This is a genomic window from Deltaproteobacteria bacterium (assembly GCA_016931625.1).
Lineage (GTDB): Bacteria > Myxococcota > XYA12-FULL-58-9 > XYA12-FULL-58-9 > JAFGEK01 > JAFGEK01.
In genome coordinates this window covers 1-9611 of the sequence record JAFGEK010000086.1, presented here as the reverse complement: position 1 = coordinate 9611, position 9611 = coordinate 1, and the positions used below count along the sequence as shown (strand labels likewise).

At 39.2% G+C, this 9611-nt stretch carries 9 protein-coding genes; 4 read left to right on the top strand and 5 right to left on the bottom strand.

Annotated elements, in window-relative coordinates; all coding sequences use genetic code 11:
* Positions 1 to 226 precede the first annotated feature (226 nt).
* From rseP to JW841_07980, 5 genes are all read right to left on the bottom strand, one after another.
* Positions 227 to 1903, bottom strand: a complete 1677-nt coding sequence (gene rseP / locus JW841_08000; protein MBN1960874.1) for an RIP metalloprotease RseP — start codon at positions 1901 to 1903, stop codon at positions 227 to 229.
* A gap of 39 nt (positions 1904 to 1942) precedes the next feature.
* A complete protein-coding gene (locus JW841_07995) occupies positions 1943 to 2806 on the bottom strand; it encodes a phosphatidate cytidylyltransferase (GenBank protein ID MBN1960873.1) in 864 nt (287 codons plus the stop codon).
* Positions 2800 to 3630, bottom strand: a complete 831-nt coding sequence (locus tag JW841_07990) for an isoprenyl transferase (protein MBN1960872.1) — start codon at positions 3628 to 3630, stop codon at positions 2800 to 2802. The genes JW841_07995 and JW841_07990 overlap by 7 nt, the downstream gene beginning before the upstream one ends.
* Positions 3631 to 3703: 73 nt before the next feature.
* Positions 3704 to 4261: a ribosome recycling factor gene (frr, locus tag JW841_07985; protein MBN1960871.1), complete on the bottom strand. Its 558-nt coding sequence runs from the start codon at positions 4259 to 4261 to the stop codon at positions 3704 to 3706.
* A 21-nt stretch (positions 4262 to 4282) separates the two neighbouring features.
* On the bottom strand, positions 4283 to 5020 hold the full coding sequence (locus JW841_07980; protein MBN1960870.1) for a UMP kinase: 738 nt from the start codon (positions 5018 to 5020) through the stop codon (positions 4283 to 4285).
* A 329-nt stretch (positions 5021 to 5349) separates the two neighbouring features.
* Here JW841_07980 and JW841_07975 point away from each other — a divergent pair, with 329 nt between their 5' ends.
* From JW841_07975 to JW841_07960, 4 genes are all read left to right on the top strand, one after another.
* Entirely contained in the window at positions 5350 to 6615 is a 1266-nt protein-coding gene (locus JW841_07975) for a HEPN domain-containing protein (protein ID MBN1960869.1), read from the top strand.
* A gap of 18 nt (positions 6616 to 6633) precedes the next feature.
* Positions 6634 to 7749, top strand: a complete 1116-nt coding sequence (locus JW841_07970; protein MBN1960868.1) for a DUF262 domain-containing protein — start codon at positions 6634 to 6636, stop codon at positions 7747 to 7749.
* Positions 7733 to 8896, top strand: a complete 1164-nt coding sequence (locus JW841_07965; protein MBN1960867.1) for a DUF3696 domain-containing protein — start codon at positions 7733 to 7735, stop codon at positions 8894 to 8896. Before JW841_07970 ends, JW841_07965 begins: the two co-directional genes overlap by 17 nt.
* Positions 8880 to 9611: hypothetical protein (locus JW841_07960; GenBank protein MBN1960866.1), on the top strand; the 732-nt coding region annotated here is incomplete at its 3' end. The genes JW841_07965 and JW841_07960, both read left to right, overlap by 17 nt.

Below are 9611 nucleotides of genomic sequence, written 5' to 3'. Positions count from 1 at the left end.
ATAGGGAATAGGGAATTTTAAGTGAGAGCTTATTCGAAATCGTCTCTATCATTCTCTCAAGAAAAGCAATTTTTGATCTTGCACCCATTTTTAATTAAAATTTTGCCAAACGAAAATAAAGTGACTGTTAGAACGTAAAAACAAGAAGATAGTTGAGCAACAGGCGTTTTGTTATATATATTGCTAAACCAATAATATCACTAATTCAGGCAATAATAATTAGCTATTACCCTAACACATACCTGAGAAAATCATTTTTAAGTACTACCACCATGAGTAACACTAAAATAATTAAACCAATCATGTTGGCAAGTTCACGCGTATGCAAGGGCACTGGGCGACGTCGTACAGCTTCAATACCAAAGAAAAGCAAGTGACCACCGTCAAGCACTGGTATCGGTAATAAATTCAGCACGCCTAAATTCACACTAATAACCGCTAACACTCTCATAAAAGCATCGATGCCTTGTTTGGCACTTTTTTCAGCAATAACAAAAAGCATAATGGGACCACCCAGAGTATCGATAGAAAGACTGCCGCTAATCATTTTGGTAATACCTTTGCCAATCAGTGTAGTGTCTTGAACGACTTGTTTTAAGGCTTCAAGTATTGCGGTGTGCGGCATGATGAAGCGATCAATAGTATAAAAGCCTAGCAAATCATTGGCGTTATAGGCACCAAAAATATATTGTGTACGTTTATTTTTTAACTCGTCTTGATCAGTATGTTCAGCCAAAGTTAAGGGCGCAGTGATTACTTGACGATCACGTTGATAAGTTAGCAAGAATTTTTGACGAGCATCGCTACCTTGAAACGCTGCTAAATCAACATTCCAAACCCCAATTTGGCGAACCGTACTTTGTTCATCTTCTTTATCAGCTCTAAGTTCAAGCAAACGATCACCAGGTTTAAGGCCCAATTTCGCCGCGGGTGTTTCTTCATCAACGCGTGTGACTATTACATCTTGTGAAACTATACCAGTATATCCCCATGAAGTATCAGCAGTACCTGCTTTATATGCGGTCAATGCTTCAGGAGTAGGTTGTGGCATTAGGCTTAGTTGTAATTCTTTATCGCTACGTTTAATCGTTAATTCTATAGATTGTTCTGATGCCGTAGCTAAAATGGCTTGTTGAAGTTCATAAAAGGTTTCAATTGCTTTGCCCGCTACTTTAGTAACCAGATCACCGGTTTTCAATCCAGCAATAGCCGCAGGACTTTTATTATCAACTACACCAAGCAAGGGTTTTACATATTGCGGTGAAATACCAATGCGACCAGTTGTCTCAGTTTCACCAAATATATTTTTTTCTTGGTGAGCTTGGGTAGTAAGCTCAACTTGTGAAGAAATGCCGTTGCGAATAAAAGTAATTTTTAATTTTTTATCTGGTTGATTTCCTATTAATTCGCGCAGTTGTTCAAACCTTTCAACTACCTCATCATTGATAGCAGTGATAGTATCACCAGGACGCAAACCTGCAACAAAGGCGGGATCACCTTGCATAACAATACCAAGCTTGGTTGAACCAAAGGTTTGCGTGCCGGTGAACATAAAACAGTAAACCACGAATGCTAAAATAAAATTAAAAGTAGGGCCGGCAACAACGATTAAAGCCCTTTGCCACCAGGGTTTTGCGGCAAATGAGCGTGTAACCTCTTCAGGGGCGACTTCAGCTCCTGGGGTTTCGCCTAACATTTTTACAAAGCCACCTAATGGTAATAAACTAATAACATATTCAGTTTCGCCACGCTTAAAACCTAAAATTCGCGGGCCAAAACCCAACGAAAATTTAAGCACTTTTACTTTTAAGATTTTGGCAACAATAAAATGGCCAAGCTCATGAAAGAACACCAGTGCGCCAATTAAAAGAATGACCCAATGAAGATTTTGCAATACGTACATGTTTAACCGTTTTGTTTATACTTAAGGTAAATTAAAAAATTAACCCCCCTTTTGCAAACCAAAAGCTATAGCAAACAAATAAAGAGCCGGTGCAACAAACATAACCGCATCAAAACGGTCAAGTATACCACCGTGACCCGGAATTAATTCACTTGAATCTTTGGCACCAACACTACGTTTTAGCAATGATTCGCAAAAATCACCAATTAGTCCAACAATGGCAGCGATAAATCCAATTAATATTAAGTACAAATTGTTAAGCTGCGTATTAAATAAACTATTTAGATGCAGGGTGCTATGCCAACTTGAGGGTAAAATTTTTGGTAGTGCTGCTACTAAAAACGCAACTGCAATAGCTGCAGCAACTCCCCCAATGAGCCCTTCAACACTTTTTTTCGGTGAAATTTTGGGATACAGTTTGTGTTTGCCAAAGGCACGGCCTGAAAAATAAGCTGCCGTATCAGAACCCCAAGTGCAAAAAAGCGCCATTAGCGCGAGGGCTAAACCATTAGGTAGATCGCGTAATCTTACAAGATAAGGCAGAAGGCCACCCGCATAAAAGGCGCCAAATAATACTAAGCTAGCACTGGTGATAATTTCATTGATCGGATCGGGGCGCAAAAGAGTAACAAAAAACAGCAGCATGAAAGCTAAAGGAGCACCGAATATTATGCCTTTTAAGGGTAATAAATCCATGGCTATAATCGCAAAAGCCATTGCTAAGATAAAGCCCGCACTTTTTAATACTAATAAACCTTTACCCAAAGTAAGACGATAAAATTCCCAGAGCATTATAGTTGCAACGACAGCACAACCAATACGTAGTGGCAGGCCCCCATACCAAACCAAAAATAAAAACGGTGGGGTGAAACAAAGAGCAGCAATGACACGCAGTTTTAGCAAGGTCGTGGCCCTTTATCGAGGTCGTCATCGTCAGTTAATGGCAAATCGCCTAAAACAAAAGCATCATCAGAATCATGCAGGGTTGCAGCGGTAGCTGAAGTTGATTCTAAGCCGCCAAAACGGCGTTCGCGATGACTATAATCATCAATGGCTTTTAGCAAATCATCTTTAGTAAAATCAGGCCAGCGTGTTTTGGTAAAATGAAACTCAGCGTAAGCAATTTGCCAAAGTAAAAAATTTGAAACGCGTTGCTCGCCAGAGGTGCGAATAACTAAATCGGGGTCTGGCAATAACGCTGTGTCAAGACGAGAGTTAATTGCAGACTCATCGATAGCCTCTGGGCTTAAACGTTTTGTTTTAACATCGACAGCCAAGCGGCGCATGGCGGCAATAATTTCTTCGCGACCGCCATAATCAAGCGCTAAAGTAAGGGTCATGGCACGATTACCAGCAGTTTGATCGATTAAATTGCTAATGGCAATACGAGTAGCTTCTGGCAAACGATCAAGCCCACCAATGGTATTGAGGCGAATATTATGCCGCATCAGTGTTTCGCCTTCTTGCATACAATAATCATGTAATAGCTGCATCAGGCCGGTGACCTCTGCAGCCGGGCGATTCCAGTTTTGTACCGAAAACGAATAAAGCGTGAGATAGGGAATATTTAGTTCGCGAGCGAAAGTGCTAATTTCGCGTACTACTTGAGCGCCGCGTATATGGCCTTCAAGACGGTTCAGCCCCTTTTCAACTGCCCATCGGCCATTACCATCCATAATGATAGCGATATGACGAGGTTTATTAGTGCCAGCAGGTAGAATGCTCATTTTTTAAACGTGTTTTAAATAAACTATACTAGATTCTCGCTTGCGCGGGAATGACGTGATGGATTTTTGCAAGTTAGATTTCAAGAATTTCTTTTTCTTTTGTGGTTATTATTTGATCAACCTTAGTTACGTCTTGATCAAGGATTTCTTGCACATTTTCAAGATTACGTTTGAGGTCGTCTTGTGAAATTTCTTTTTCTTTTTCGAGTTCTTTTAATAATTCGTTAGCATCACGGCGATGATTACGTAAGGCGATTTTAGCTTCTTCGCCGCGATGTTTGGCTTGTTTTACTAACTCACGCCGACGTTCTTCGGTTAAACCGGGGATTGGAAGGCGAATAACTTCACCATCACTTTGTGGGGTGATGCCAACATCAGCAGTCATAATCGCCTTTTCGATATCACCGATAATTTTTTTTTCGTAAGGCTTAACTACAATCAAACGTGCGTCAGCAACATGTACACTAGCACATTGATTAAGTGGTGTGGGTACTCCATAGTAATCAACACGTACATCATCGAGAATGGCAACATTAGCACGACCAGTGCGTAACTTGCCGAGCTGGTTCTTTAACGCATTTAACGTCTCTTGGTTTTGCCCTTTGAGATCGGCAAACACATCATCAACCATACTCATTTTTTAATCCTCCAGTTAAGTTGACGGCTGCTTATTAAGCTCGCCAACCAGCGATCCGACAACTTCACCAAGAACAGCACGACGAATATTGCCATGCTCAGCGAGTTTAAAAACTAAAATTGGTAAGTTATTATCACGACAAAGGGTAAAAGCTGTACCGTCCATTACCTGTAACTCGCGACTAAGTACTTCACTATAAGTTAAGCAATCAAAACGTTTGGCCTCAGGGTGAACCATTGGATCAGCGTCATATATTCCATCAACTTTGGTAGCTTTTAATAAAACATCTGCGTGTAACTCCATGGCGCGCAGGGCGGCCGCTGTATCAGTGGTGAAATAGGGGTTGCCAGTACCGGCAGCTAAGATAACAGCGCGACCTTTTTCAAGATGGCGAATAGCACGGCGTCTAATATAAGGTTCGGCTAATTCACTCATATCAATAGCAGTTTGCACGCGTGTGGGTACACCTTTGCTCTCCATCGCATCTTGCAGCGCCAGTGCGTTAATAACCGTAGCTAGCATACCCATGTAGTCGGCAGCGGCACGATCCATACCTTGGGCACTCGCAGCTACTCCACGAAAGATATTGCCGCCGCCAATGACTATGGCAACGTGCACTCCTAAGGCATGCACTTCACTGATTTCTGTAGCTAAAGCATCAATAACTGGCGGGCTGATACCATAGCCCTTATCACCCTGTAGCGCTTCCCCCGAGAGTTTAAGGAGGACCCGCTGAAACCTGGGATTTACCATCCACAACTCCACGGGAAAAATGAAAATGCCGGTTAAAGCTATTGGCATTTTAAGTTTAGTGTTTAACCAGTAAAAATACCGTCGCTTGTATCGCTTGTGGGCATTAGCAAGTCAAGCAATCAGTGGTCTAAAATGCCTGTATGCTGGTTAATTAGCGATTAGCTATGTCCGCTAACTCCCAGCACCAGACGCTATTAACTTATTGCAATATATAGTATTTATTATTTTATCAGCTTTAACGTTTTTGCTATTTTGACCCTATTTTGCCTTCTGCCAATCTCACAAGTGTTGCAAAGCAAATAGTAATAAGTCACAAGTCATTAGCAACTATGAGCAAAAGCAAGCCAATTATTTATGAAACAGCTACGTTAACTAAGCTTAGCCTTGAGACTCAGCAGCAGCTTGCCGTTATTACCCAACTTTTTGCCGACTGTCCGCTCGTGCAAATGTTAATGCTATTTGGCAGCTATGCCCGCGGTGATTTTGTTAATGATTTAAAAACCGGCTATCGCTCTGATTTTGATTTGCTTGTAGTTACGCATACTAATAAAGACGCCGCTGACCACAAAGTTTTTAATGAGCTTGAAAATAAAGCACAAGAAATTGCTGGCTCTACTATAGTATCACTTATTCGCCATGACATTGCTGAACTAAATTACCAAATACGCGCCGGGCAGTTTTTTTTCGTTGATATCGTGCGTGATGGCATAGTGCTTTATGACTCACGTCAAGTAAAGCTAGCAAAACCTAAGGCGACTACCCCAAAAGAACATTTTGAATTAATACAACGCTATTTTAAAACTTGGTTTGCTAGCGCCACCTCGCTGTGGACGATTGCGCATTATCTACCATTTTCACAAAGGCGCCTGGGAGCGTTTTTGCTGCATCAAGCCGCCGAGCGTTATTTTCATACTATAACTTTGGTCTTTGAAGGCTATAAACACAAAACCCATAATTTAAGTATATTAGCTGGTCACGCCGAAAAACATCATCAGTTATTACAGCCTGCCTTAGCCCGCAGCGAAGCCCATGATGAACATATATTTAAGCTACTTAAACGAGCTTATGTCGAAGCTCGTTATGTGATGAGTTATGATGTAACCCGTGATGAACTTGAAGATATGCGTGCGCGGGTTTGTGATTTAGCTAAAAGAGCTCGCGTTGCCTGCATTGAAAAACTATCGTCTTATTTTGGTGCTGATGCTTTAGATGAACTGCCAGATATCAGCGAAAACATAGATTTAAACGACCTACCCGCGCCCCCTGAAGATAAAGACGACAAAGAAGCTTTTGCGCTGTGGCATCAAGTAGTAAAGCGATTTATAATCGATCGCATCAATATAAGCAGAGAACATGCTTTAGCTGAGGGTAAGGCTGAAGGTAAAATTGAAGGAAAAGCTGAGGGAATTAAAGAAGGCGAAGCTCGGGGCCAAGCGCGCGCTATTATCGATGTGCTTAAACGCCGTAATATTGCAATTAGTGACGATATTGAGAAACAAATTTTAGCCTGCCACGATGCTGACTTGTTAACCAAGTATTGGGAACGCGCGTTTGTGGTTAATACGGTTGCTGAATTATTAGCAGATAACACTTAAAATCAAGTTGAGAATACCATGACCGAATTATTAAATGATTCACTTGATAATAAAAATGATGAAGCCATTGAAGGTTTAGATACTCAACAAGATGAAAATGGTTGGGATTATCCCATTGATACTTTGCTTATTCGTACTGAAGTACGAACTGTTTTTGATGTTATACGGCGTATACGTGACAAAGTTTATATATTAGACCCAGATTTTCAACGTGATTTTATCTGGGATAAAAAAACGCAAAGCAAACTAATTGAATCAGTTTTAATGCGCATACCGTTGCCAGTTTTTTATCTGGCCGAAGATGACCAAGGCCATATTATTGTAGTTGATGGCTTGCAACGCCTATCAACCTTTCGTTATTTTTTAGATAACAATCTTCAATTAAATCTTAATGACAATAAGGATTTAAACGGCAAATATTTTAAAGATTTACCGCCAAAATTAAAAAATCGTATTGAAGACTGTAATCTCACAATATATTTAATTGACTCTAAAGTACCCGAACGTGCTCGCCTTGATATTTTTGATCGAGTTAATAGTGGTAAGCCGTTAACACGGCAACAAATGCGCAATAGTTTATATAATGGCAAGGCTACACGATTTTTAAAAGAAGAAGCCAATACAGAACTTTTTAAAAAGGCAACCGGCGGTAGTTTGAATACCCAAAAAATGAATGATCGAGAGTTTGTCAATCGTTTTTGTTCATTTTATTTGCTAGATCTTGAGCAGTATAAAAATGGTATGGATGATTGGTTGGCGCTTGGTTTAAAAAAAATGAACAAGCTTGATGATAGCGAGTTGGTTAATTTATCTCAAAAATTTCGTCAAACTTTAGAGAACAATCTTTTGCTTTTCAATGAGCAGGCTTTTCGAAAACATAAACCAGATCAAAAAAATCGGGGTATAATTAATGCTTCGTTATGGGATGTAATGACTGTAGGTTTGGCTGATTATGCAAGCGAGCAAGTTAAAGATAATTCAGTAAAAATAAAAGAGGGTTTTTATGCATTATTAGACGATAAAGATTTTATTGAATCTATTACATATGGTCCTAGTAGTACTAAATGTGTACGCCATCGTTTTAACGTTATCCAAGAGTTAATGAAGGGGGTGCTTGGTGATCACACGTCTTGATTTGCATCATTTTAAATGTTTTGAAAATCTTAAACTACCGATGGGGGCTTTAACCATATTATCAGGTGCTAATGCCTCTGGTAAATCAACAGTATTGCAAGCTTTAGTTCTTTTGCACCAAACGATGAGCGAGCATGAGTGGTCAAATCATTTATTACTAAATGGTAAATCATTACAATTAGGTACTGTAACTGATGTTGTTGATCAAATACATGGTCGCGACAGTTTTGAGCTTGGCATATGTGATAAGACAATTAATGTTCATTGGTGTTTTAAAGCTAAAGAACGCCGCGATATGTCTTTGGTTATGCAAAGTGTCGCTATTGATGAAAATATTGATAACCAACTCGACAAAGTACATTATTTATTTCCTCATGATAAAAATGAAATTTCGCAATCGTTAGCCAATAGAATACGCAATTTAACTTATTTAACAGCAGAGCGTGTTGGGCCGCGCGAGATTTATCCGCTTTTTGATCCAAATGTTACTCATATCGTTGGACCTAGAGGTGAAAATACTGCAGGAGTTTTACACGGGTGTCGTGATTATAAAGTTGCTGCTAGTTTAATTTTGCCTAACGAGACTAAACCGCAACTACAAGCACAAGTTGAAACTAGAATGCGCATGTTTTTTCCTGGTTGTCGTTTAGATATTCAACCAATTATCGGCGCCAATGCAGTTAGCTTAGGTTTACGAACTAGCGATGATACTGAATTTCATCGCCCGATTAATATTGGTTTTGGTCTAACTCAAATTTTGCCTATTGTAGTAGCAGCATTATCATCACAGCCTGAAGATATTTTATTAATTGAAAACCCCGAGGTACATTTACATCCAGCCGGTCAAGCTCTCATGGGTCAATTTCTTGCTGAAATGGCACAAGCTGGTCTGCAAGTAATTGTTGAAACACATAGTGATCATATACTTAATGGCGTTAGACGTTATGTGAAAACTGGCAAATTAAAACCAGAACAAGTTATGATTCATTTTTTTCGTATGCGTAATGAAAATAAATCTCAAGTTGAAAGCCCAATACTTGACAGCCAAGGTAATATTAATTTTTGGCCTGAAGGTTTTTTTGATCAATTTGATAAAGATATAAATTATTTCGCTGATTGGGGAGAGAATAATGGAGCTTCTATTTAACGAATTATCGCTGCATGGTCAGTTTCACGATATTGCCTCATTTAAAAATGCTATAAAGCAATTAATGCAATTGCGTGTATGTGCTAGAAAATTTGGCCGTGAAGTTTATTGTCAACGGTATGGTTTGCAAAACTTGCAAATAACTCGCACTGAAAAGTTACAGCAAATATTGTCATTATTAAACAGAGATCAAAAAATTGCGATTACTTCATGGATGGATCGTAATGGGCCATTTTTAGAAGATATACGACAACATAGTGAAGACGATTATTTATCATATAATGATATTATTGTGACTAATAATGCTATTGGTGAAGCAGCATGGTGTATGCTGCATGATATTGACAGAAAATTAGTTAGTTTAGCACCATCTAATTGGTTAATTACACCTATATCTATTACATGGATTAACGACTCAAATATTACACAAATTGCCAATGTAGAAAACTATTGGGAAGTAGATACATTGCAATCAATGTTAACTTTAATAGAACCACCAATCAGATCATGGATTCAATTAGAAGATAGAGTACGGCGACGATATGACTCGTTATTCTTTGCAGATAATGCCTTTGAACCGATTCGCGCATATCCTTTTGTTTCTCATGTTGCTGAGAGAGTATTGTTTATTTGCAATATTCTTAATCGTTTTAAAAATTGTTTTTCGTATGATGGTAAACGAACTCCAGAAGGTAATAAAATATATCAGGATTTT

Coding starts and splice junctions, on each gene's coding strand:
- JW841_07975 (MBN1960869.1), top strand. CDS start 5,350: ATGAGCAAAAGCAAGCCAATTATTTATGAAACAGCTACGTTAACTAAG.
- JW841_07970 (MBN1960868.1), top strand. CDS start 6,634: ATGACCGAATTATTAAATGATTCACTTGATAATAAAAATGATGAAGCC.
- frr (MBN1960871.1), bottom strand. CDS start 4,261: ATGGTTGATGATGTGTTTGCCGATCTCAAAGGGCAAAACCAAGAGACG.
- JW841_07990 (MBN1960872.1), bottom strand. CDS start 3,630: ATGAGCATTCTACCTGCTGGCACTAATAAACCTCGTCATATCGCTATC.
- JW841_07980 (MBN1960870.1), bottom strand. CDS start 5,020: ATGGTAAATCCCAGGTTTCAGCGGGTCCTCCTTAAACTCTCGGGGGAA.
- rseP (MBN1960874.1), bottom strand. CDS start 1,903: ATGTACGTATTGCAAAATCTTCATTGGGTCATTCTTTTAATTGGCGCA.